At 50.4% G+C, this 23,190-nt stretch carries 18 protein-coding genes and 1 tRNA gene; 9 read left to right on the top strand and 10 right to left on the bottom strand.

The window, feature by feature from the left end; all coding sequences use genetic code 11:
- Positions 1-21: 21 nt before the first annotated feature.
- On the bottom strand, positions 22-1,470 hold the full coding sequence (gene nifD / locus RS889_RS02585; RefSeq protein ID WP_315709194.1) for a nitrogenase molybdenum-iron protein alpha chain: 1,449 nt from the start codon (positions 1,468-1,470) through the stop codon (positions 22-24).
- A gap of 73 nt (positions 1,471-1,543) precedes the next feature.
- A complete protein-coding gene (gene nifH / locus RS889_RS02580; RefSeq protein ID WP_021017294.1) occupies positions 1,544-2,425 on the bottom strand; it encodes a nitrogenase iron protein in 882 nt (293 codons plus the stop codon).
- A 586-nt stretch (positions 2,426-3,011) separates the two neighbouring features.
- Here nifH and nifJ point away from each other — a divergent pair.
- Positions 3,012-6,521 carry a pyruvate:ferredoxin (flavodoxin) oxidoreductase gene (nifJ, locus tag RS889_RS02575; protein WP_315709193.1) on the top strand — a complete coding sequence of 1,170 codons (3,510 nt, stop codon included), beginning with the start codon at positions 3,012-3,014 and terminating at the stop codon, positions 6,519-6,521.
- A gap of 138 nt (positions 6,522-6,659) precedes the next feature.
- On the opposite strand, the gene RS889_RS02570 is transcribed toward nifJ, so the two are convergent.
- On the bottom strand, positions 6,660-7,346 hold the full coding sequence (locus RS889_RS02570; protein WP_315710885.1) for a GntR family transcriptional regulator: 687 nt from the start codon (positions 7,344-7,346) through the stop codon (positions 6,660-6,662).
- 306 nt (positions 7,347-7,652) lie between these two features.
- On the opposite strand from RS889_RS02570, the gene RS889_RS02565 reads away from it, so the two are divergent.
- The 3 genes from RS889_RS02565 to RS889_RS02555 are packed head-to-tail and all read left to right on the top strand — an operon-like array spanning position 7,653 to position 10,263.
- On the top strand, positions 7,653-8,444 hold the full coding sequence (locus RS889_RS02565) for an ABC transporter substrate-binding protein (RefSeq protein WP_315709192.1): 792 nt from the start codon (positions 7,653-7,655) through the stop codon (positions 8,442-8,444).
- 15 nt (positions 8,445-8,459) lie between these two features.
- Positions 8,460-9,434 (top strand): SIS domain-containing protein, encoded by a 975-nt coding sequence (locus tag RS889_RS02560; protein WP_315709191.1) that lies wholly within the window; start codon positions 8,460-8,462, stop codon positions 9,432-9,434.
- Between the two features lie 16 nt (positions 9,435-9,450).
- Positions 9,451-10,263 (top strand): PfkB family carbohydrate kinase, encoded by an 813-nt coding sequence (locus RS889_RS02555; RefSeq protein WP_315709190.1) that lies wholly within the window; start codon positions 9,451-9,453, stop codon positions 10,261-10,263.
- Between the two features lie 12 nt (positions 10,264-10,275).
- Here RS889_RS02555 and RS889_RS02550 read toward each other — a convergent pair whose 3' ends face one another.
- Positions 10,276-10,902 (bottom strand): LysE family translocator, encoded by a 627-nt coding sequence (locus RS889_RS02550; protein ID WP_021017300.1) that lies wholly within the window; start codon positions 10,900-10,902, stop codon positions 10,276-10,278.
- Positions 10,903-11,120: 218 nt separating this feature from the next.
- Between RS889_RS02550 and RS889_RS02545 the strand changes: the two genes are divergently transcribed.
- A complete protein-coding gene (locus tag RS889_RS02545; protein ID WP_290180702.1) occupies positions 11,121-11,606 on the top strand; it encodes an Lrp/AsnC family transcriptional regulator in 486 nt (161 codons plus the stop codon).
- 114 nt (positions 11,607-11,720) lie between these two features.
- On the opposite strand, the gene efeB is transcribed toward RS889_RS02545, so the two are convergent.
- The 4 genes from efeB to RS889_RS02525 form a co-directional block, all read right to left on the bottom strand.
- Positions 11,721-12,986 carry an iron uptake transporter deferrochelatase/peroxidase subunit gene (gene efeB / locus RS889_RS02540; protein ID WP_315709189.1) on the bottom strand — a complete coding sequence of 422 codons (1,266 nt, stop codon included), beginning with the start codon at positions 12,984-12,986 and terminating at the stop codon, positions 11,721-11,723.
- A 3-nt stretch (positions 12,987-12,989) separates the two neighbouring features.
- A complete protein-coding gene (gene efeO / locus RS889_RS02535; protein ID WP_315709188.1) occupies positions 12,990-14,216 on the bottom strand; it encodes an iron uptake system protein EfeO in 1,227 nt (408 codons plus the stop codon).
- Between the two features lie 4 nt (positions 14,217-14,220).
- Positions 14,221-15,852 carry an iron uptake transporter permease EfeU gene (gene efeU / locus RS889_RS02530; protein ID WP_315709187.1) on the bottom strand — a complete coding sequence of 544 codons (1,632 nt, stop codon included), beginning with the start codon at positions 15,850-15,852 and terminating at the stop codon, positions 14,221-14,223.
- Positions 15,853-16,174: 322 nt separating this feature from the next.
- On the bottom strand, positions 16,175-17,197 hold the full coding sequence (locus RS889_RS02525; RefSeq protein ID WP_315709186.1) for a zinc-binding alcohol dehydrogenase family protein: 1,023 nt from the start codon (positions 17,195-17,197) through the stop codon (positions 16,175-16,177).
- Between the two features lie 142 nt (positions 17,198-17,339).
- Here RS889_RS02525 and RS889_RS02520 point away from each other — a divergent pair, with 142 nt between their 5' ends.
- Positions 17,340-18,239: a GntR family transcriptional regulator gene (locus tag RS889_RS02520; RefSeq protein ID WP_315709185.1), complete on the top strand. Its 900-nt coding sequence runs from the start codon at positions 17,340-17,342 to the stop codon at positions 18,237-18,239.
- A gap of 247 nt (positions 18,240-18,486) precedes the next feature.
- On the top strand, positions 18,487-19,851 hold the full coding sequence (locus tag RS889_RS02515; protein WP_315709184.1) for an MFS transporter: 1,365 nt from the start codon (positions 18,487-18,489) through the stop codon (positions 19,849-19,851).
- A gap of 300 nt (positions 19,852-20,151) precedes the next feature.
- On the opposite strand, the gene RS889_RS02510 is transcribed toward RS889_RS02515, so the two are convergent.
- Both RS889_RS02510 and orn read right to left on the bottom strand, forming a co-directional pair.
- Positions 20,152-20,227 (bottom strand) — tRNA-Gly (locus RS889_RS02510).
- Positions 20,228-20,431: 204 nt separating this feature from the next.
- Positions 20,432-20,974 carry an oligoribonuclease gene (orn, locus tag RS889_RS02505; protein WP_021017308.1) on the bottom strand — a complete coding sequence of 181 codons (543 nt, stop codon included), beginning with the start codon at positions 20,972-20,974 and terminating at the stop codon, positions 20,432-20,434.
- A 155-nt stretch (positions 20,975-21,129) separates the two neighbouring features.
- Between orn and rsgA the strand changes: the two genes are divergently transcribed.
- Together rsgA and asd are read left to right on the top strand one after the other, a co-directional pair.
- Positions 21,130-22,179: a small ribosomal subunit biogenesis GTPase RsgA gene (gene rsgA, locus RS889_RS02500; protein ID WP_315709183.1), complete on the top strand. Its 1,050-nt coding sequence runs from the start codon at positions 21,130-21,132 to the stop codon at positions 22,177-22,179.
- 70 nt (positions 22,180-22,249) lie between these two features.
- Positions 22,250-23,161: an archaetidylserine decarboxylase gene (asd, locus tag RS889_RS02495; RefSeq protein ID WP_315709182.1), complete on the top strand. Its 912-nt coding sequence runs from the start codon at positions 22,250-22,252 to the stop codon at positions 23,159-23,161.
- Positions 23,162-23,190: the final 29 nt, after the last annotated feature.

Genomic DNA, 23,190 nt, shown 5'->3' with positions numbered 1-23,190 from the left:
AACGGGGTATCAGGATGTTAATCAGGCAGATTTCAGCCACGGCGCAGTCAGCTCACTCCAACTCGGATTGTTGAGCGTCATATCCATATCACGAGCGAAAACGGCAAAACCGTCATAGCCGTGATACGGGCCGGAGTAATCCCAGGAGTGCATCTGGCGGAACGGCACCCCCATTTTCTGAAAGATATATTTCTCTTTGATGCCGGAGCCAACCAGGTCAGGCTTCAATGCTTTGACAAACGCTTCCAGCTCATAACTGCTGGCGTCATCAAACAGCAACGTGCCTTCCTTCAGTTCCGGCAGGGTACGGTCGTAATCATCGCTATGGCCGAACTCGTAGCCGGTGCCGATGATTTCCATGCCGAGATCTTCATAGGCGCCAATGACATGTCTGGGACGCAGACCGCCGAGATACAACAACACTTTGCGACCTTCCAGCCGCGGACGATATTTCTGAATGATCGCATCCGCCCGAGCCTGATGGCGGGCAATCACCGCCTCGGCATTCTGACGAATGGTGTCATCGAAATGCGCGGCGATCTTACGCAACGATTCGGCGATTTTAGTCGGCCCGAAGAAGTTGTATTCCATCCACGGAATACCGTGCTTCTCTTCCATATGACGGGAGATGTAATTCATCGAGCGGTAGCAGTGCACCAGGTTCATCTTCACCTTCGGCGTGTTTTCCATTTCCACCAACGTACCGTCACCCGCCCACTGCGCAACCACCCGCAGCCCCATTTCCTCGATCAAAATGCGCGATGCCCAGGCGTCACCGCCAATGTTGTAGTCACCAATAATGGCCACGTCATACGGTGTGGATTCAAAGGGTTTACCTTCACGGTTATCCAACACCCAATCTCGAATCGCATCATTGGCAATATGGTGCCCCAGTGACTGCGATACCCCGCGAAAGCCTTCACAACGCACCGGGATAACCGGTTTTCCCAGTGCCTGTCGACTGGCCTTGGCGACCGCTTCAATATCATCACCAATCAGGCCGACCGGACATTCCGACTGAATAGAAATGCCTTTGGTCAGCGGGAACAACAGTTCCAGTTCCTCAATCAGTTTGGCGAGCTTCTTGTCGCCACCAAACACGATGTCGCGCTCCTGAAAATCAGAGGTAAAATTGATGGTTCCGAACGTGTCAACTCCACTGGTGCCGGTATAGTAATTACGCCGTCCGGCACGTGAATATTGACCACAGCCAACCGGCCCGTGGGAAATATGCGCGATGTCTTTGATCGGGCCGAACACCACGCCTTTGGAGCCGGCATAAGCGCAACCGCGAACCGTCATCACCCCCGGTTGGGATTTGCGGTTGGAAACGATACAGTTCCCCACGCTTTCCATACCCGGTTCAGTGACCATCGTGTGCTTTTTACGATCTTTACGCGCCTTTTCAGGGAAGATTTCTAACACTTCCTGAATAATCGCCTGATTTTGTTCACTCGTTGCGTTTGTCATTACACATTCCTTCCTCGTCAGAAAAGCACACACCAGCACACACGCCGATGTGCCGGTACGTCGTCGTGCTTAATCAGGCGGCTTTTTCTTCCGCGGCAGTTTTGCCAATGATCTCGGTATCTTCTTCTTCCATAATGCCGAACTCCATTAACAGCGCTTCCAGCTCATCCATCGTTACTGGCGTCGGCACCACCATGTTGGTGTTATTGACGATTTTGTTCGCCAGCGTGCGGTATTCATTGGCCTGGCTACAGGTCGGGTCATACTCGATAACCGTCATCCGGCGAATTTCAGCACGCTGTACGATGTTGTCGCGGGGCACAAAATGGATCATCTGCGTACCCAGTTTTTCCGCCAGCGCGATGATCAATTCATCTTCCCGGTCAGTCTGACGAGAATTACAGATCAGCCCACCCAACCGTACCTTGCCGGATTTGGCATATTTCACGATACCTTTGGAAATGTTATTGGCGGCGTACATCGCCATCATTTCACCAGAGCAGACGATATAGATTTCCTGCGCCTTGTTTTCACGAATCGGCATGGCGAACCCACCACATACCACGTCGCCCAGTACGTCGTAGAACACAAAATCGAGTTCCCCGCCGTAGGCGCCTTCCTCTTCCAGAAAGTTGATCGCGGTGATAACGCCGCGACCAGCGCAACCGACACCAGGCTCCGGACCACCGGATTCAGCACAACGAACACCGCCGTAGCCGATCTGTAGTACATCTTCCAGTTCCAGATCTTCTACCGAACCGACTTCCGCCGCCATTTCCATAATGGTGTTCTGAGCCTTGGCGTGGAGGATCAATCGGGTGGAGTCAGCTTTGGGGTCACAGCCGACAATCATGACTTTCTTCTCCATTTCCGCCAGAGCGGCGACCAGATTCTGAGTAGTGGTGGATTTACCGATACCACCTTTGCCATAAATGGCACATTGACGCATTGCCATAATTGTTTCTCCTGTTCGGGTTGAATGCTTGTTGCACCCTAAAGAAGTGCAGGGAACGTACCAGACGGGCCAAAAATAATAGTTTGTTGATTTATAAGAAATTAATTAAAAAACCATCACCATGAACAAGACGGACACAAGACAATCGACAGACCAATTGTTGGAAAGGGAACAATCCGCGAGACAACACGCCACCGTCTCAAACTGGCAAAAATGGGGGAATCCATCGGCCGAAGTCCCCCCGGCATGAATTCCCGTTGACACGGGAATGACGGTAAGAACACAAGAGTGGTGGAGAGAACGAAGAAATAACGACAGGAGCATCGGAATAATGGTCATGTTAAACCCCGACACGATTGTTAACTGCCCGACAGGATGTCGCGCCCAGTGTCTTGAATCATCCAATCGCGACCACAGCCATACCGCTATCCCTGCCGAGATAGTCAGAATAATCAGATAGAAAACAAGACATTATTCTCTCGCCTTATAAATGGCACAGGGTGTGCTTAATCAGAACTCAGGGCTGTGTATCCGTAAGGTGACGACACCAATAGCGGGTTCAGTACACCGTAAAGAGGAACTGTTAATGGCAAGAAAAATGAAAACGATGGATGGCAACGCCGCGGCAGCCTATGTGTCCTATGCCTTTACCGAGGTCGCCGCCATCTATCCCATCACGCCGTCCACCCCAATGGCTGAAAATGTGGATGAATGGGCCGCGCAAGGGAAACAAAATCTGTTCGGCCAACCGGTAAAAATGGTGGAAATGCAGTCGGAAGCCGGTGCTGCTGGGGCAGTACACGGTGCTTTACAAGCCGGCGCGCTCACCACTACCTATACCGCGTCACAAGGGTTGTTGTTGATGATACCCAACATCTACAAAATCGCCGGGGAATTACTGCCGGCGGTATTTCACGTCAGCGCCCGCGCGCTGGCTACCAACTCGCTGAATATTTTTGGCGACCAGCAGGATGTGATGGCGGTACGACAAACCGGCTGCGCCATGCTGGCGGAAAGTAGCGTACAGCAGGTGATGGATCTGGCAGCGGTAGCGCATCTGGCCGCCATCAAAGGGCGCATCCCGTTTATCAATTTCTTCGATGGTTTCAGAACGTCCCATGAAATCCAGAAGATTGAGCTACTGGAGTATGACGAGCTGGGGAAATTGCTTGATTGGCAGGCGGTTGATCAGTTCAGAAGAAACGCTCTACATCCGGATCATCCGGTGGTCAGAGGAACGGCACAAAACCCGGATATCTATTTTCAGGAACGGGAATCTAGCAACCGGTTTTACGACGCCCTACCAGAAGTGGTGGAACACTATATGGCCGAAATCACCCGGCTGACCGGCAGAGAGTATCATCTGTTCAATTATTACGGCGCACCCGATGCCGACCGTTTAATTGTCGCGATGGGATCGGTGTGTGAAACCATTCAGGAAACCGTCGATTACCTCAATCAGCGCGGTGAAAAAGTCGGCTTGCTGACAGTCCATCTCTACCGCCCCTTTTCCCTCGTGCATTTTTTTAAATACATTCCCGCTACCGTCACCCGCATCGCCGTGCTGGATCGCACCAAAGAGCCCGGCGCCCTGGCCGAGCCGTTGTATCTGGATGTGAAGAACGCGTTCTATAACCGTGAGCAACGGCCATTGATCGTTGGTGGACGCTACGCACTGGGCGGGAAAGATATTTTCCCATCACAGATCGTTTCGGTTTTCGACAACCTCAAACGGGTCGAGCCCAAAGATGGTTTCACTGTCGGTATCATAGACGACGTTACCTATACGTCCCTGCCTTATCCTGCCGAGGATATTGATACCGCGCTGCCGGGTACCACCGCCTGTAAATTCTGGGGACTGGGATCCGACGGTACGGTCGGGGCCAATAAAAGCGCGATAAAAATCATCGGCGATCAAACCACCATGTATGCGCAAGCCTATTTCTCCTACGATTCCAAGAAATCAGGCGGCATTACCGTTTCACATCTGCGTTTCGGTCAGCAGCCGATCACCTCACCCTATCTGATTCAGAAAGCAGATTTTATTTCCTGTTCGCAGCAATCCTACGTCAACAAATATGATCTGTTGGCGGGATTAAAACCGGGTGGCACCTTTTTGCTGAACTGCACGCTGGAACCGGCGGAGCTGGAAGAAAAATTGCCGGTGGCCATGAAACGTTACCTCGCCAATAACGCCATTCGATTTTACCTGGTCAACGCGGTACAGATTGCCCGACAGCTGGGGTTGGGAGGCCGCTTTAATATGATCATGCAAGCCGCTTTCTTTAAACTGGCTGGTATTATTCCGGCGGCGACGGCGGCAGATTACCTGAAAGGCGCAGTGGCCAAATCCTACGGCAATAAAGGTCAGAAAGTGGTGGAAATGAATAACGCCGCCATCGACCAGGGAATGCTGGCACCCGTACAGTTCAATGTTCCCGATCACTGGAAAACCCTGGGCGAAGAAACCGTGGCAAAACGCGCCGTACCTGATTTTATTCAACAGATTCTGGAACCAATGAACCGTCAGGAGGGCGATCTGCTGCCGGTCAGTGCTTTTAGCAATATGGAAGACGGCACCTTCCCGGTCGGGACATCCGCATTTGAGAAACGAGGCATTGCCATCAATGTACCGCAATGGCAGTCCGATGGTTGTACCCAGTGTAACCAATGTGCGTTTATCTGCCCGCATGCTGCTATCCGCCCGGCATTATTGAGTGAGGAGGAGTGGCAAACGGCCCCCGTCGGACTCACCACGAAACCAGCGACTGGTGCCAAAACCCTGCATTATCATCTCGCCATTTCACCACTGGACTGCTCTGGCTGTGGCAACTGTGTGGATATCTGCCCGTCGAAAGGTAAAGCGTTGACTATGCAACCGCTGGCGTCGCAACAGCATCAGATTGCACTGTGGGAACACGCGCTCACATTGTCACCCAAAGCCAACCCATTCAAAAAGACGACGGTAAAAGGCAGTCAGTTTGAACAACCCCTGCTGGAGTTTTCCGGTGCCTGTGCCGGATGTGGCGAAACACCCTATGCCCGCCTGATCACCCAATTATTCGGCGACAGAATGCTGATTGCCAACGCCACCGGATGTTCGTCTATCTGGGGAGCGAGCGCCCCGTCCATTCCCTATACCACCAACCACAAGGGACAAGGCCCAGCCTGGGCAAACTCGCTGTTTGAAGATAACGCGGAATTCGGGTTAGGCATGCTGCTCGGCAGTAACGCTATCCGACAACAGGTTGCCAGTGATGTCACCGCCGCCCTAAACCTGCCACTCAGCGAAGCGCTCAGACAGTCCCTTCATTTGTGGTTGGAACTGAAAGACCGTAGTGAAGGCACGCAGGAGCGTACTGAACAGCTGTCCACACTGCTGGAAAAAGAGAAAGGCGACGATCCGCTGCTCAATAAAATCTATCAGAACCGCGATTACCTGACCAAACGCTCACAATGGATTTTTGGCGGCGACGGTTGGGCTTATGACATCGGCTACGGCGGACTGGACCATGTGCTGGCTTCCGGTGAAGATATCAATGTGCTGGTGTTTGATACCGAAGTCTATTCCAATACCGGCGGTCAATCGTCCAAATCCACGCCCGCCGCCGCCATGGCAAAATTCGCGGCGGAGGGGAAAAGAACCCGTAAGAAAGATCTGGGCATGATGGCCATGAGCTACGACTACGTTTACGTGGCGCAAATTGCGATGGGCGCAGACAAAGACCAAACACTGCGAGCCATCGCCGAAGCCGAAGCCTATCCCGGCCCATCGTTGATCATTGCTTACGCGGCCTGTATCAATCACGGCTTGCGGGCGGGTATGGGATGCAGCCAGAGAGAAACCAAACGCGCGGTTGACGCTGGCTACTGGAATTTGTACCGCTTTAATCCGCTGCGTCAGTCCGCGGGCAAAAATCCCTTTATGCTGGACTCGGAAGAACCAGAAGAGGACTTTCAGGAATTCCTGCAAGGGGAAGTGCGCTACTCCTCGCTAAAACGGCAATATCCTGACATCGCCGACCAGTTATTTAACAAAACCGAGCAGGATGCCAAAGAACGACTGGCTCGCTATCAGCGGCTGGCGGACGGTTAAGTTGCCGTGATGTGAAATAAGGGAAGCATGACAGGGACGTCACTTCCTGCGCGAGGGAAACTGACTCATTCACTCACAGATTCACACCGAAGATAAACCATGTCATGTCTGGATTCGGCCCATGGCACGACAGCGGGATTACGGTTCCCCCGCCAGGCTGCCACTGATTTTAAACGCCACCCGTTGCGGATGGTTAACCGAGACCAGATACTCCACTGGCTGCCGGGCGCCATCATAAATCACACCGCGATAAACCAGCGCCGGGCATTCAGGTTTAGCGCATAATAATAACTGCTCCTCCTCATTCATGGTGTCGGCCCGGATAGTGCCTTCATCAATCACGCCATAAATCTGGTATTGATCCGCCAAAATCTTGTACAACGATCCGGTGGTTTCCAGCATCTCCTCAGTGAGGCCGGGTACCCGCTCTTGCGGTAAATAACTGGTTTCAATACAGAAAGGTTGCCCGTCAGCCAGCCGCAGGCGTTTTATCATCAGTAACGGGTCGTTTTCCTGAATGTGCAATCTTTGCGCGATACGGGCGCTGGCCTGAGAATAACGGAAATAGATGAGCTGGCTACTGGGAACGGCGCCATTAAGCTCAATGATTTTACTGATCCCCAATTCCGGCACCGGCAACAATGGCCGTTCAATAGCGGTTTTCATCAGCCAGGTTCCCTGATTGCCGCGTCGTTCAAGCACGCCGTCTTCCACCAGTTCAGCGATGATTTTCCGCACCGTCATACGGCTGATGGAAAATTGATGGCTCAATTCCCGTTCGGCAGGGATCTGATCACCGCTATTAAACTCCGGTGAATGAAGCATCTCCAGCAGCCGTTTCTTTGCATCAAGATAGGCTTTTCTGGGACGTCTGGTCTGCTTTTCAGATAAATTCATGGTCTATTTTGTACCGTGAGACATAATGATATTTCAATGGAAATAAATACATATTTAACTGATATACAATAGTAAATTACACAACCGTGATGAATATAACATATTCAAATAACAGACCATCACTTATTTTTGGTCTATTTATCAACAAAAAAGGTTGCGCAGTCAATCTGATTCATCGTATATCCACTCCTATGGTATGTTTTTTGGTACAGTTTAAACACCAGGGGATCCAATATGACGATAAGAACTGTTTTCACCGGGTTGCTGACATCATTGGCATTAATACAATCCGCCAGTGCCATTGGTGCCGCCATACCACAACAAATCCGTTTTGGTACCGACCCGACATTTCCTCCTTTCGAATATAAAACGCCCCAGGGCGAACTGGCCGGTTTCGATATTGATTTGGGTAATGCGCTGTGTAGCGAGCTGAAAGTGAAATGTGTCTGGGTAGAAAACAGTTTTGACGGGTTGATTCCTGCGCTACAAGCCAAGAAATTTGACGCCATCCTCTCCTCACTTTCCATTACTGCAGAACGCCAAAAGGCCATCGCCTTCAGTGACAAGTTGTTTAACACTCCGGCTTATCTGGTCATCGGTAAAAACAGCGGGCTGAAACCCACAATCGAGTCGCTAAAAGGCAAACGGCTTGGCGTACAGCAGGGTTCCGTGTTTGAAGCCTACGCCAATAAACACTGGCGCAATGCGGGTGTTGAGATAGTCACCTATCCGGATGCGGAATCTGTTTATGCCGATCTTACACTCGGACGCCTGGACGCAACGCTGGATGACGCGACCGTAGTCACCGCGGCGTTGTTGAACAAACCCCAGGGGAAAAATTTCATGTTAGCTGAACCGCAGGTGAAAGATCCGGCGATCTTCGGCCCCGGCACCGGCATTGGTCTGAGAAAAGCGGACACCCAATTACAAGCCCGGCTAAATAGCGCCATTGCGGCAATACGTGCTAACGGCACCTATGACCAGTTAGCAAAAAAATACTTTAATTTCAACGTCTATGGCGAATAACACCACGGAGACACCATGCATACCATGCCAGTGATTAAGTCACTTATCGCCCAACATTTTCAGCATCGCGAGCTGCAACATATTTTTCTGGTCGCCTGCGGTGGGTCGCTGGTTGATATGTATCCCGCTCACTATTTCCTGAATGAGGAAAGCCTGCGGTTACGTAACGGGATGATGACCGCAAATGAGTTCGTGTATGCAACGCCCCGGGTACTTGGCGAGACATCATTGGTGATTATCTGCTCGCACGGTGGTAACACGCCGGAATCCGTTGCGGCGGCAGAGCTGGCGAAAGCCCGCGGCGCCACCACCATTACCCTCACCCATAATCCCGACGCACAGTTAATTCACTGGGCCGACCATAGCCAGCTCTATACCTGGGGTGAACAGAGCCCGGTGATTGATAATCCGATGGCGTTGATATTAAGCCTGTGCGTTGATGTTTTGCGGCAAACTGAGAACTATGCTGGCTGGCATGACTTTCAGCAGGGATTTGACCAGATTGACGCGATTATTCAACAGGCCCGTCCGCAGGTGGCGGAGCGTTGCCGCCACTTCGCCGAACGTTATCAACATGAATCATTGTTCTATATTCTTTCCAGCGGGGCGTCATACGGACACGCCTATGGATTCGCCATCTGTTCGCTGATGGAAATGCAGCGCCTTAACGCCGCCGCCATTCATAGTGGCGAGTTCTTTCACGGTCCTTTTGAAGTCACCGATCGTAATGTACCGTTTATTCTGATGATGAACGCGGGACGAACCCGCCCGCTGGATGAGCGAGCCCTGTCCTTTCTTAATCGTTATGCTGAAAAAACGGAAGTGATTGACGCCAACGAATTAGGATTGAATACCCTTCCGACCTCGATAGTGGATTACTTTAATCCGGTGTTGTTCTACAGCATTATGTGCGACTACCGCGCCGCACTGGCCGCTGTCCGGCAACATCCGTTAGAAACCCGCCGTTATATGGGTAAAGTTGACTATTAATCAAAGAGGTCTGCACATGAAAGTGATCGGCATTGGCGATAATGTTGTCGACCAGTATGAACACCGACGAATACGTTATCCCGGCGGAAATGCGCTCAATTTTAGCGTGTATGCCGATATGCTGGGCGTCACATCAGCCTATCTGGGGATTTTTGGCAACGACGCCGCCGCCGATCACCTGCTTCGCGTACTCGCCAGCCGAGAGATTGATATTACGCACTGTCGTCAGGTAGCGGGCGAAAATGGTTACGCCAGCCTGACCTTGCAGGAAGGAGAGCGCATTTTTCTCGGCTCTAATCGAGGAGGCGTGAGGCAAACCGAATCCCTGTCGTTTATTCTGGAACACCGGGACTGGCTTGCCGATTTCGATATTATCCACACCAGCAGTTACAGTTATATTGATCCGTTCCTGCCGGCATTGGCCCACCTGTCAGGATGGCTGTCTTACGACTTTTCCGACGACTTTGAGTGCGACGCCGCACTGGCATTGTGCCCTTATCTCGACTTTGCCTTTTTCTCCTGCGCGCAATATTCACTGGAGGAGACGACATCGTTGTTACAGGCGGCAAACCTCGCCGGCAGTCGATACGCGGTCGCCACCCGAGGCGCTGAAGGCGCGATGTTATACGATGGCACACGGTGGCTGCATCAATCCCCGCTACGGGTTACGCCTGTCGATACGCTGGGTGCTGGTGACGCCTTTATTACCGCGTTTCTATTGTCGCTCCACGCTCACCGTGACCCGACGCAAGCGCTTTCTGCTGGTGCCGAATTTGCCGCAAAAATCTGCCTGGCCGAAGGCGCATTTGGTGAAGGGGAAGCGTATTAGCCACCGGTCCGACTAGTGGGTTTTCAGCATCATCCCCAACGCAGCGGCGGCCATAATAAACGCGGCCGTCCTGAATAACAGCCGTTGGGCATGAGTGCTGGCCAGAAAATGTCTGATTTTGAGCGCGCCAAGGATAAACATCGCACCGACCGCCAGCAACACGCTAATAGTCAACGGCACCAGCACCAATCCCCAACTTCGTAGCGAAACCGTATTCAGCGAGATAACCAGCGGCAATAACGCGAGATAAAAAGCGATGGTCTTCGGATTGCCCAACGTAATGGTCAACCCCGATAGCCAGGCTGAAGTCAGCTCCCCGCGACGGGTTTTCTGATCGATATTGATGGTTTGTGGGTTATGCGCCCAGAATTGCCAGGCCAGCCAGGCGAGATAAGCCGCCGCGCCCCAACGGATTAACGTAAACAACGCGCTGTAACTGTGTGCCACCACCGCCAGACCGAATACCGCAAAAGAGAGGTAAGTCAGGTCACCAATGATTAAACCAAACAGCATGGAAAAACCGGCTATCGCCCCGCCGCTCACACTACGGGCAACCAACGCGGTCATCCCTGGCCCCGGAATGGCCGCAGCCAACCCCAATGCCGAGATATAAGCCAGAATTTGTGTAGGTTCCAACATCATTTATCCTTCTCTTTTATTGCTGCCATTCTTGTGGAAACAGGCTCCATTTTAATTTCAATGCATTGATTTATATAATAATTATTACCAGCACATAAATAACATCATTGAATGCCGATATTATGCCTGCTGAAAAAAGAAAAGGGTTGCCTTTAACTGTTGAACCTTCCGCTAATAAAGGTAATATTTACCTATTCAGTCGCCATTTAAGAAATAATATGACCGAATCAACATTAAACCTGACAGATATTAAGATTCTGACCTTACTGCAAAAAGATGCCCGCATTACCAACCAGACATTGGCCGACAAAATAGGAATGTCATCTTCACCTTGCTGGCGCAAGGTGCGTAAGCTGGAAGAAGACCACATTATTCAGGGTTATCGGGCAGTGCTGGACAGGCGCAAAATTGGCCTCGGGGTGATGGTTTTTGTCCGGGTCAGTATCGATAGCCACAGTCAAGCGGAAGCGCGCAAGTTTGAACAAGAAGTGACTGATTTGGAAAACGTGGTGTCCTGCTACAGTATTGGCGGCGATGCCGACTTTTTATTGCAGGTCGTCTCGCCGGATCTGGACTCCTATGCCGAGTTCGCCATGTCGGTGATTAGGCGTTTACCCGGCATCAAAGAGATGCAAAGCATGTTTGTACTCAAAGAGATCAAACCGTTTGTCTCATTTCCAATTAAAAAGCCGTCACTGCGCTAAAATCGGCAAGCGTGCTGAGAGGGGAATATCAGGCAAACTGCCAATATTCCCCTCTCATTACCAATAGAATCGGTCTGATTGCAAACTCGCCAGGCAAAAAGAGATAAAACTTATTTAAACATCAAACATTTCGGCACCAATATAAGAACCTTCCTTTGGCGCGGGAGGAACAAAAAAAATCCCCGAACCAATATGCGAAATATATTCATTCATCGCGTCAGATGCCCCTAATTTAGTTTGAAGTTTTTCAAATTGCGCAGGGTCTTTCTGATAACTGATAAATAACAGGCCAGCATCCAGCTGGGCCATATTATTCAGTCCGTCAGTATAGTTATAGGAACGACGCAGAATTTTTGTGCCTTGATTATTCTCATGCGCGGCCAGACTAATGTGAGATGTGGCGGGAATAATCAAGTTTCCTTCGGAATCTGTCTTATCAAAGTCAGGGGTATCAAACTCTTTTTTCCCGCTGAGCGGTGCGCCAGACACTTTGTGTCGTCCAAAAATGTTGTTCTGATCGCTTACGCGATCGGTATCCCAGTTCTCAATGTGCATTTTGATTTTACGCACCACCTGATAACAGCCCTGCTGTTGCCACGCTGGACCACCGTCTTTGATCCAGACGTATTTATCGAAATCGGCTTTCTCGGTGATATTACGGGTGCCGTCCTTAAAACCAAAAAGATTACGTGGCGTCGACTGCCCTTTTCCCGCAGAAGCACGACCAAATCCCATCAGTGTCCAGCGCGTCGCTGCCGCACCGGTGCTTTTAGCAATACGCGCCAGATCGCGAATGGCGTGATAAGCAACTTGCGGATCATCGGCGCAGGCTTGCAGTGAAAGGTCTCCCCCGCTCAATTCCGCTTGCAGGTTATCACTAGGCAATGAAATCAATTCACGCATCAGGGCGGGTTTCTGTTGGGCAAGACCGAAAGTATCCATAAACACGCGTGGACCGAGACCGACCGTCACGGTCAACGAGGCAGGGCCCAAATCCAGTGCTTCACCCGTATCCATTCCTACGCCACTCTCTCTGAGGGGTTCTACCTGTCCGATAGTTCCCCCCTTCATCAACTGCGCAATAGCCGATGACCAACGTGCCAGTAATACCTGCAAATCCCGCCGACTCGAGGTCGTCAAATCAAACGTCATGAACATGATATAGCGCTGAGGTGGTGTACTTATCCCCGGCTGACCACCCACACCATAAAAAGCATGCTGGTGTGACAAATCAATCATGTCGTCGGGATCGCTCGCCGCAACCGCCTGGCTGTGCGCAGAACTGGCTACCGGAATGACCAGAGCGCTGGCAACTGCACCTTTCAGTAAATCACGGCGTGAAAACGTGCCGGTCTTGTCCGAATAGTGTTTATGGCTCATGGATCAAGCTCCTTTATTAGCCGCTACTTTCTCGCCGATTTTCGACAACGGCTCTTGTAACGCCTGAATAGTGCGGCTCAGTTTCGCGGCATCGGCAGCTTTCAGCTCGGCAGTGTAATATTTATAGCCACCGGCAACCTTAGGATCGCGATACGTTTCCAACTGATTATGTACGACTGCAAATTGCGCAGAAATCTGCTTGGTCAAATCCGGGTCAATCTTTTCAAGGCCAGGCCGCAGGTCAAAAAAGGCTTGTTCGGCACCTTCCACATTGCCAGCGAAGTCAACCAGGTCAATGTGACTGAATGCTTCTTCTTCCCCGTTAATTTTGGTGTTCTGAACCTCTTCCAACAGGTCCGCTGCACCATTAGCCAAATCTTCTGGTTTGTAGGTTAGCCCTTTAACCAGCGTGTCCAGCTTGGCGACATTCTGTTGTAGTTCACTGGACAATTTTTTGGTATCCGGAGTAATTTCACCACGACCAAACAAGTCACGTTCAATCGCATGAAATCCGTGCCAGCCGACTTTAGGGTCGAGATTAGACGCTCGCATATCAATGAGATAGTCAAGATTACCGGCATTATTGGTGGCTTTGAAGCCAGGCAGCACAAAGCCATCCACATTGGATTCAATACGTTCATAGAAAGGGCGCGCTTTAGCATAATCAGCTTTCGCTTTGCTTAAATCGCCGGCATTAATATCTGCGGCTAGGCGATTAACAGCAACGACCATGGCATCAACCACACCATTTACATAGATAGCGTAGTCTTTCGTACCTTGCGCCAGCAGCGTCGCGGTACTGCCACCAGGCCGAATTGCGCTTTTACCGGTAACGGTAAAATTGATCATTTCCTGTTTGGCGCCCGGGCAATAAATTTGATATTTGCCACCATCAAGGGTCAGCGTAAATTTCACGGCCGGCAGACCAGGGGCAAGGTTTTCTTTCTCACCAAGTATGCGATTATTGCTCTGCAACTCGACTTCGGTAATGGCGGTTGCGGTCTTATTGATTACATTAAACGTAATCGGACCTGCTTTCGCTGAATTGTTGTCAATCATACAGGTGCCGCCGTCTGCCCCCGTCATAGTGATATTCACTTGTGAAACACCGTTTTTTACCGGAGCAGACATGGCATTATTTGCCGAAGCCCCCATCGAAAACATTAACAGTGTCGTCAGGCCAGCAACGGTCATCAGCGGTTCTTTTCGCTTAAATATTTTTTTAGACATGAGTTTATTTCCTTTGTTTATTTTCAGGTAATGTCGTCGGTTTTGCGGGGCTAAATAACAGACTGTTTTTGGCAGATATCGGCTGTCGTTGCTTATGGTGTGTCCATGACATCCGTAATGCACAAAAGACAAAAATAAGCGCGAGTACAGTTAAAAAGAGGGGCAGTATTACGGCCCAGAAACGGGAAGAATCCTGAAGCGTCTGCATCCGTTGCAACGCCGCCTCAACGTTTTGTCGATAGGCGCGGGCCACCTGCCAGTTACATGCAGACATAGGCTTATCATTACGGGCGGTGACAGTTCTTGGTGATTGAAGACCGCTTCCCGAGAGCGTGACAACATCATCGGAATGCCCGCTGGCGTTCAGTAACACCCCTTGAGCAATAGAGACATCAATGGCGCAGTGAACTGTCCATTCCGCCTGATAGGGGCCAGGATGCTGTGAGGGATTCAGGCCAATAGGAATACGGTTACCATAGAGCTCAACGACTTGATCCAGGGTCAGTACCTTAGGCGCGTCCTCGGGTGTCAGTGACCGTCTGATCGACCACATCTCGACCACAACCCCATCATGGTTACCCTTCACCTGCGCATCAGTGGATAAATTCAATATTCTGGGTTTACTGCCGGTTGATATGACGTTTAGCTGATAACCATTGTCCGCTTTTTTCAGGAGTGTCAGTTGACCGGCTGGGTTTTGTGTCTCGTTACTGACCAAGGGTGCAGTATTCGGTATTTGCAACGTGGGCTTGGGGTAATACAGGAACAATGACAAGGCAGACAAAGCCAGTACCAGAGCACTACTCAACAGCCAACGTACGGCTACTTTTGTCGAAGGACGACGGTCTGAGGGCCAGTAGATAAACAGGACAACGATAGCAATATAGAAAAACCACCCTAGCACTTCTATCAAACACGGGTCTGCCGGAATACCAAGCACACCGGTGATCAATGCAGACTGTATCGAACCCGGTGGCACCAACCAGGAGAGGTTGGCAATCCGCTCCTGGCCGATATTAAGCCAACCGGCTTCATGGGCACTGCGCAGAGAGGTAATAATCAACCCCCCCGCGACCAGGATCAGGAAAAGACCGGTAAAACGGAAAAATCGAGACAGATTGATACGAACGCCGCCGAAATAGATACCGCAGCCAATAATGACTGCCATGATCAGACCGATAACAGCGCCGACGGCAGCCCACGCGGCAGATTGTGCCACTGAGAAAGTAGCCAGCAAAAAAACGCTCGTCTCGAAGCCCTCTTTGAGAACGGCCAGAAACGCCATACTGGCCAGCGCCCAGGCACTGGATTGGCTGATGGCCTGTGCGGCTTCGTTTTCCAGCGCTTTCTTCATATTATGGGCATGCGTATTCATCCACATAATCATGCCGGTGACAAAGAAGACGGCGACAGCACCGATAATCGCCTCCATCCCTTCCTGGCTTGCCTGAGGTAACGCGTGTTCAGTCATTTCAAGCACGACACCGACAATCACAGAAAGGAGAACGGCCAGAAAAACCCCCGCCCACATGGCCGTGAGACTTTTGCCATTTTTACGTAAAAAAGCCGCAATAATGCCAACGATAAGCGCCGCTTCCAACCCCTCACGCAGCCCGATAACGAATGTAGCTAACAATGAACTCGCCCCTGGAAATAGGATTCTCGATTAAATAGTAATGATTATTGATATCATTTGTCTTATCAATAGAGAAGGCGCAGTGTATGAGCATTTGAAACTGAGTGAGTCTAAAAAGACTTTTTTATATAAAATGATGTCTTTTTGTATCTATACATGTAAAACGACATGCAAGAGTGCCCTTCCTGGCAACCGGGGAACCGTCACCGCGCTAAAATCGGTAAGCGTGCGTCGCGCGATAAGGCGCGACAGCAACATTTCACGGTTAACATCACTATCCACAGAACGTTCAACATCACAGCGGGACACCGATTGAACAGATTCAGAAATGAATGACGCCTTTGATCAGATCGCGGTTATTAATCACATCCTTTTCATAAACATCGGCCAGCACATCAAAACGGTAACGGTGGGTCAACATCATCTCGGCCCTGAGCTTGCCCTCAACCATTAAGCGCCCCACTTTGGCAAAGTCGTCCAGGGTTGCATTACGGCTTCCCATTATGGTGGTCTCTTTCTTATGGAATTCAGGATCAGAAAACTGCAATTCCCCTTTAAACAGTCCGACGAAAATGATGCTGCCGCCGTGACGAATCAAATTAACGGTGTTATTCATCGCCAGCGGATTGCCGGTGGCGTCGATCACCTTCTGCGCCAGCGAGCCACTGAATTTCTCACGCAACTGCGCATCAAAATCTGCCTGCGCAGGATCCAATGCTTCAAGCTGTAGATACCGTTGTACATGAGTACGTCGTTCCGCACTGGTATCTGCAACCAACACATGAGCGCCGTCCGCCTTGGCTATCGCCGCCACACCCAACCCGATAGGCCCGGCCCCCACCACCAGCACCGGCTCTTCGGGTTTGATCTCCGCCCGACGAACAGCATGAGCACTGATAGCAAATGGCTCAATCAATGCCGCAGATTCAGGATCAATCCCCTCCGCCAATAAAATATTAGTCACCGGTACACTCAGATATTCACTAAATCCACCATCCTGATGTACACCAATCACTGAAATATTTTCGCAGCAATTAGTACGCCCACTCAAGCAAGCCGGGCATTTTTTACAGGCCACATAGGGGATAACTACGACCTGTTTTCCGGTTCGTATATCATGAATATTATTGCCAAGACCGACCACCTCCCCACATATTTCATGGCCTAACACCCGTGGATAACTGAAAAAAGGTTGTTTCCCCGCCCAGGCATGAATATCCGTACCACAAATTCCCACTGTCTTTATTTTTATCAACACCTCATTATCTGCCGGAATGGGCTTATTACGCTGCTGAAAAAGCATATTTTCTGGTTCTAAACACACCAATGATTTCATCATAACCATTTTTTAAATCTCCCTTTCTGTATTACGACAGTTATTAATGAAAAAATTAAATAGGTTTAAACCACAAACATAATTTGTGATTCATCACGAAAAAAAATGTTTTAAATATGGTTTTAATAACAAAAAAAACAGGAACCTGAAAATGAGCCGCTCACAAAATCTCCGCCACAACGTGATTAACCAGATTATTGACGGGATGATCCGCGGCCATATCCCTTCACCGCTACCTTCCCAGTCGGCATTGGCCGAAATGTACAATATCAGCCGCACCACCGTCCGCCATATTTTAAACCACCTCACGGAACAAGGCGTCTTGGCGCAAGTAGGCAGGGACTACAGCATCATACGAACACCTGGACACCATGACGGTTTTGAGTGCATTTCCGCGCCGCTGGACGAACAAAACCGGATTTTTGAGCAGGCTTTTTTCAATATGATCAATCAGCGCCAGCTAAAAAGTGGTGAAACATTCTCTGAACTGCAACTGGCCAGAGCCGCTGGCGTTAGCCCGGTCGTGGTACGCGAATATCTGCTGAAATTTTGCCGCTACAATCTGATCGTCAGTGAACGTCGCGGTCAGTGGAGCATGAAACAGTTTGATCAGTCGTATGCTGAACAACTCTTTGAATTACGTGAAATGCTGGAAATCCATTCATTACAACACTTTCTGAACCGGCCAGAACATGATCCATTATGGCTGGAGGCCAAAGCCCTGCTTGAACGCCACCGATTGTTACGTGACAGCATTGGCGACAATTACCGCATGTTCTCCCAGCTTGACCGTGATTTTCACGCTCTGATCCTTTCCGCTGCTAAAAATACGTTTTTCAATCAATCCCTTGAGATCATATCTGTTATTTTCCATTTTCATTATCAGTGGGATGAGAGTGATTTAAAACAACGCAACATTATTGCTGTTGATGAACACATGACCATCCTCAGCGCCTTGATCTGCCGTAACGACCTGGATGCCACGCTGGCATTGCGTAATCATCTGGAAACCGCGAAACAATCGATGATTCGTTCCATCAATCAATATTGAACCGCTCAATCATTAAGTACCGATTAAAAACAGGAAATTATTATCAACAGCACGAAATTGTAAAAATACCAGCGAAAATAAATTCAATGCATTCTACGCTCATCCAAAGTCGACTTAATTACCCGGTTGTTAGTGAGTTAGCGGTTAAATTTAATAGTCTCATGCGCATAAATTAAAAACCGCATTTCCCTCTCTTTGACGCCAGAATTTTAGCGAAAAAGAAATAATAAATATCCAGGAGTAAAGTGTGGATAATACACATATTACAATTGATGGGCAGAATGATTTTAATAAAACAGGCAGTGCTGGTAATTCCATGCCACAAAATGGAATTCTTCAACCCAGCACTCGTATTAAACGCATTCAGACTACGGCAATAATTTTGTTATTTTTTGCCGCAGTCATTAATTATCTCGACCGTAGTTCTCTGTCAGTAGCCAATATGACGATTCGTACGGAACTGGGCTTAAGCGCCACGGAAATTGGCGTGTTGTTATCGGTGTTCTCACTGGCATATGGCATCGCCCAACTGCCCTGTGGTCCGTTGTTGGATCGTAAAGGACCACGCATTATGCTGGGACTGGGAATGTTCTTCTGGTCACTGTTCCAGGCGTTGTCCGGGTTGGTACACAATTTCACTCAGTTTGTACTGATCCGCATCGGTCTGGGGATTGGTGAGGCGCCGATGAATCCTTGCGGTGTAAAGGTCATTAATGATTGGTTTAACATCAAAGAACGCGGACGCCCGATGGGGTTCTTTAATGCGGCATCCACCATCGGTCTGGCAATAAGTCCGCCCATTCTGGCGGCGATGCTAATCACTATCGGCTGGCGGGGGATGTTTGTCACTATCGGGATTATGGGGGTTTTTCTCTCTATTGGCTGGTATATGCTCTATCGCAATCGCGAGCAGATTGCGTTGACCGATGCAGAGCAGACCTATCTTAATGCTGGCAGTGTGAATAACCGCCGTGACCCCATGAGTTTTCGCGAATGGCGTGGTTTATTCCGTCACCGCACAATGTGGGGCATGATGCTGGGCTTCAGCGGCATTAACTACACTGCCTGGCTATATCTGGCATGGTTGCCGGGCTATCTGCAAAGTACTTATAACCTGGACTTGAAAAGTACCGGGATAATGGCGGCTATCCCTTTCCTGTTTGGCGCAGCAGGAATGCTCTCCAATGGCTATGTGACTGATTTCCTGGTTAAGCGGGGTATGGCCCCCATCAAGAGCCGCAAACTCAGCATCGTCATTGGTATGCTATTGTCTGCTGCATTTACCTTTGTCGTTCCCCAGGCGACGACCACCATAAGCGCCGTTTTGCTGATCGGTATGGCGCTGTTTTGCATTCACTTCGCTGGAACCTCCTGCTGGGGACTCATCCACGTCGCGGTCGCCTCACGGATGACCGCTTCGGTAGGCAGCATCCAGAACTTCGCCAGCTTTATCTTTGCGTCGTTCGCGCCCATCGTTACCGGCTGGGTTGTAGACACCACTCATTCATTTCATCTGGCACTGACGATCTGTGCCGGTATTACGGTACTGGGCGCGCTGGCTTACGTCGTCCTGGTACATCAACCGATCAGCGATCCCAGCACACAAGAATAATGATGAAATCTTCACGGATAATGGCTGGAACCTGCACCAGCAATAACCAGAAACCGCGCAGTGGGCTGAGTTTGATGGCAAGGTGTACATAACGGTGATAATGGGCAGATCATACAGGCGCTGCAAGCACCTCCTTGTGAGCTCAAACTGGTCATCTTCTGATGGAGGCGCTACAGATAATGTGGGGGTTTAACAGTGAATATGGTCGGATAGCGTCGGACGAGTCAAAAAACACGCACTTTCTGAATGGACCAATGACAGATTTGAATGGATGTCTATTAGGAAGAAATGAAGAAGAATTGGAGCGGGAAACGAGACTCGAACTCGCGACCCCGACCTTGGCAAGGTCGTGCTCTACCAACTGAGCTATTCCCGCTCGGGAGTGTTGCGCCGTACCTGCATTTCATTGCCGGTACGGGGTGCGAATTATACGAGAAAAGCGTTGCTCTGCAAGTCCTTGGAGCAGAATTTGTGCCTGATTGCAGATAAAAGCAACAACTCGCCAGGTAACACCTTGTCCCGGAAACACTTTTTTTCCTGGCACTATTTCCAGCACGTTTCCGCTGTGGTCGAACAGAGATCAGAGCTGGATAAAGTGCTCACGATAGTAGGCCAGCTCAGCCACCGACTCACGAATATCATCCAGCGCCTGATGCGTATTACGCTTCGTGAATCCGGTTAAAATTTCCGGCTTCCAGCGGATCGCCAACTCTTTCAGCGTGCTGACATCCAGATACCGATAGTGAAAATAGGCTTCCAGCTCAGGCATATAGCGGAATAAAAAACGACGATCCTGTCCGACGCTGTTGCCACAAATTGGTGATTTTCCTGCCGGCACCCACTGTTGCAGAAATTTCAACGTTTCCAGCTCAGCGGCGCGTTCACTAAACTGGCTGGCCTTCACTCGCTCAACCAGTCCGCTGCCAGTATGAGTACGAACGTTCCAGTCATCCATCAACGCCAGTTGGCTATCTGGTTGATGTACCGCCAGTGTTGGCCCTTCCGCCAGCACATTCAGATTGGCATCGGTCACCAGCGTGGCGATTTCAATGATGTGGTCACGCTCGGGATCCAGTCCCGTCATTTCAAGATCGATCCAGATCAGTCTGTTTTCATCTACCATTGGGAAGGTCCTATTGTGATTTTGTGTGCCGGTTTCTGCCATGAAGGCCATAAGGTGTGGACAAACATCCGGCATCGGTTAATTAAAACAAAATAGCGTGTATTATAGTCGCTTCAATCGCCACGGGCGATAATTGCAGTATCAAGTGAGGCTTAGTGAGCAAAAAGAAACTGTCGAAAGGTCAGCAGCGTAGGGTCAGCGCCAATCATCAGCGCCGCCTGAAGCACGCGGATAACAAGATAGAATGGGATGATAACCAACTGAGTGAAGCTCAGGAAGGCATCATCATCAGTCGTTTTGGCATGCATGCCGACGTGGAAGCCGTCGACGGCACGCTACATCGCTGTAATCTTCGCCGCACCATTTCGTCATTGGTCACCGGAGACCGCGTAGTCTGGCGTGCCGGCAATGAGGCGCTGTCCGGCATCAGCGGTATCGTGGAAGCCGTACACCCACGCCAGTCGGTACTGACTCGTCCCGATTATTATGACGGCATTAAACCGATTGCCGCCAATATTGATCAGATCGTGATCGTGTCCTCTATCCTCCCCGAACTGTCTTTAAATATGATCGACCGCTATCTGGTGGCTTGCGAAACACTGGAAGTCGAGCCGATGCTGGTGCTGAACAAGATCGATCTGCTGGACGACGAGTCCCTGAAATTCGTGGAAAAACTGATGGATATTTACCGTGCACTGCACTATCGGGTGTTGATGGTTTCCAGCCACACCCAGCAGGGTATTCCGGAACTGGAAGCCGCGTTGACCGGACGGATCAGTATCTTTGCCGGTCAGTCCGGGGTAGGAAAATCCAGTCTGCTCAACTCGCTGCTCTATTCAGGGGCTGCACGCATCGTGGTCAACGATGTGTCCGGCAATTCTGGATTAGGTCAACACACCACAACAGCGTCCCGTCTGTACCATTTTCCGAGTGGCGGTGATGTTATCGATTCTCCCGGCGTGCGGGAATTCGGTCTCTGGCATCTGAATCCGGAACAGGTGACTCAGGGTTTTATCGAATTCAGGAATTACCTCGGCAATTGTAAATTCCGCGACTGCAAACATAATAACGACCCAGGCTGTGCCATCCGTGCGGCACTGGAACGGGGTGAGATTGCGGCGGAGCGGTTTGAAAATTACCACAGTATCCTGGACAGCATGGCACAGGTAAAAACGCGTAAATCCTTTTCCGATTCAGATAACTGACATTTGTCGCATCCATCGCTACAATGCGCCCTTTTCCACCCTGGCGCATCATTAATCCAAGAGGTTCACTGTGTTGGATAGTATCAAGATAGCTCTACAATATTTGTTGCCGAAAATATGGCTGACACGTCTGGCTGGCTGGGGCGCGGAGCGACAGGCAGGTATCCTGACCAAACTGGTTATCGACCTGTTCGTGCGCTGCTACCGGGTTAACATGCAGGAAGCGCAGCAATCAGATACCGCTGCGTACCGCACTTTCAACGAATTCTTTGTCCGTCCTCTGCGTCTGGGTATCCGTCCGATTGATCCGCACGCCCACCGGCTGGTACAGCCTGCTGATGGTGCTATTTCTCAATTGGGAAGCATTACTGACGGCAAAATCCTCCAGGCCAAGAACCACGACTACACGCTGGAAGCGCTGCTGGCAGGCAACTACATCATGGCCGACCTGTTCCGTGATGGTCTGTTTGCCACCATCTATCTGTCACCGAAAGATTATCATCGCGTACATATGCCTTGTGATGGTGTGCTGCGCGAGATGATTTATGTCCCGGGTGATCTGTTTTCCGTTAACCCGTTGACTGCCCAAAATGTCCCCAATCTGTTTGCCCGTAACGAACGGGTTATCTGCCTGTTTGACACACCGTTCGGCCCGATGGCGCAGATCCTGGTGGGAGCGACCATTGTTGGCAGTATCGAAACCGTATGGGCAGGCACAGTAACGCCGCCACGTGAAGGCATCATCAAACGCTGGACCTATCCCGCCGAAGGTGAAGGCGCAATTGTGCTGGAAAAAGGTCAGGAAATGGGGCGCTTCAAGCTGGGCTCGACAGTGATCAACCTGTTTGCCGCCGGCAGTGTACAACTGATGTCTACTCTTGCCAGCCACAGTGTCACCCGTGTGGGTGAACCTTTCGCCGAAGAACCGCACACGGTAGAAACCGACGCTGACACGCCGGATGGAGCAGACTGCACCCCATAAACACCACACTACAATGATTAAGGGAGGCT

This window comes from Brenneria uluponensis (assembly GCF_032395385.1).
In the GTDB taxonomy this organism is placed as follows: Bacteria; Pseudomonadota; Gammaproteobacteria; order Enterobacterales; family Enterobacteriaceae; genus Prodigiosinella; species Prodigiosinella aquatilis.
This window is presented reverse-complemented; position numbering and strand designations above follow the sequence as displayed.

Coding starts and splice junctions, on each gene's coding strand:
- nifD (WP_315709194.1), bottom strand. CDS start 1,470: ATGACAAACGCAACGAGTGAACAAAATCAGGCGATTATTCAGGAAGTG.
- nifH (WP_021017294.1), bottom strand. CDS start 2,425: ATGGCAATGCGTCAATGTGCCATTTATGGCAAAGGTGGTATCGGTAAA.
- nifJ (WP_315709193.1), top strand. CDS start 3,012: ATGGCAAGAAAAATGAAAACGATGGATGGCAACGCCGCGGCAGCCTAT.
- RS889_RS02570 (WP_315710885.1), bottom strand. CDS start 7,346: ATGCTTCATTCACCGGAGTTTAATAGCGGTGATCAGATCCCTGCCGAA.
- RS889_RS02565 (WP_315709192.1), top strand. CDS start 7,653: ATGACGATAAGAACTGTTTTCACCGGGTTGCTGACATCATTGGCATTA.
- RS889_RS02560 (WP_315709191.1), top strand. CDS start 8,460: ATGCATACCATGCCAGTGATTAAGTCACTTATCGCCCAACATTTTCAG.
- RS889_RS02555 (WP_315709190.1), top strand. CDS start 9,451: ATGAAAGTGATCGGCATTGGCGATAATGTTGTCGACCAGTATGAACAC.
- RS889_RS02550 (WP_021017300.1), bottom strand. CDS start 10,902: ATGTTGGAACCTACACAAATTCTGGCTTATATCTCGGCATTGGGGTTG.
- RS889_RS02545 (WP_290180702.1), top strand. CDS start 11,121: ATGACCGAATCAACATTAAACCTGACAGATATTAAGATTCTGACCTTA.
- efeB (WP_315709189.1), bottom strand. CDS start 12,986: ATGAGCCATAAACACTATTCGGACAAGACCGGCACGTTTTCACGCCGT.
- efeO (WP_315709188.1), bottom strand. CDS start 14,216: ATGTCTAAAAAAATATTTAAGCGAAAAGAACCGCTGATGACCGTTGCT.
- RS889_RS02525 (WP_315709186.1), bottom strand. CDS start 17,197: ATGGTTATGATGAAATCATTGGTGTGTTTAGAACCAGAAAATATGCTT.
- RS889_RS02520 (WP_315709185.1), top strand. CDS start 17,340: ATGAGCCGCTCACAAAATCTCCGCCACAACGTGATTAACCAGATTATT.
- orn (WP_021017308.1), bottom strand. CDS start 20,974: ATGGTAGATGAAAACAGACTGATCTGGATCGATCTTGAAATGACGGGA.